The sequence below is a fragment of the Streptomyces sp. NPDC044061 genome, from assembly GCF_056434305.1.
Genome location: NZ_JBWKFL010000200.1, coordinates 1 through 1011 on the forward strand (window position 1 = coordinate 1; position 1011 = coordinate 1011).

Sequence of the window (1011 nt, forward strand, 5' to 3'; positions counted from 1 at the left end):
GTATCGGGTGGAGTGGTTGACGTCGGTGCCGGCGGTCGAGGCGGGTGATGTGCGGTTCGTGGAGTTGGTGGGCGGCGTTGATGTGGTGGCGTCGGCGCATGGGTTGGCGGTTCGGGCGTTGGAGCTGGTGCGGGAGCCGGATTCCCGGGTGGTGTTCGTGACCCGGGGTGTGGTCAGTGGTGCGGATCCGGCTGCGGCTGTGGTGTGGGGTCTGGTGCGGTCGGCTCAGCGGGAGTTGCCGGGTCGGTTCTGGTTGGTGGATGTGGAGGGTGGTGGGGATCCGGTTGTCACGGATGAGCCGGAGGTGGTGGTGCGTGGTGGTGAGGCGTTCGCGGCTCGCCTGGTCCGGGCTGGGGCTGAGGGGGGTGAGGGTCGGTCCTGGGGCGGTGAGGGGACGGTGTTGATCACCGGTGGTACGGGTGGTCTGGGTGCGTTGGTGGCGCGGCATGTGGCTGAGCAGGGTGTGCGCAGGCTGCTTCTGCTGAGTCGGCGTGGTCCGGCTGCGGAGGGTGTGTCGGAGCTGGTGGCTGAGTTGGCCCGGCTGGGGGCGGACGCCGAGGTCGTGGCGTGTGATGTGGCGGACCGGGCGGCGTTGGCGAAGGTGCTCCACGAGCGTGTGGTGACGGGTGTGGTGCACGCGGCTGGGGTGCTGGACGATGGTGTGCTGGAGGCGATGACACCGCAGCGGGTGGATCGGGTGCTGCGGCCGAAGGTGGATGCGGCGTGGCATTTGCATGAACTGGTCGGGGATGTGGATCAGTTCGTGATGTTCTCGTCGGTGGCGGGTGTGTTCGGCGCTGCGGGCCAGGCGAACTATGCGGCGGGTAACGCGTTTCTGGATGCGTTGGCGGCTCATCGTCGGGCTCTGGGTTGGTCGGGAGTGTCGCTGGCGTGGGGTCCTTGGGAGCAGAGCGCGGGCATGACCGAGCAGTTGGCTGCGGCTGATGTGGCGCGTATGCGGCGTTCGGGTGTGCTGCCGCTGGCTGGTGCCGAGGCTCTGGCACTGTTCGA

At 68.5% G+C, this 1011-nt stretch carries 1 protein-coding gene; it reads left to right on the forward strand.

The genetic code is table 11. From position 1 onward, the window contains the following. Positions 1-1011, forward strand: a 1011-nt coding sequence (locus tag AC07CM_RS51080) for a beta-ketoacyl reductase (RefSeq protein WP_478883388.1), incomplete at both ends; no start/stop codon positions are given.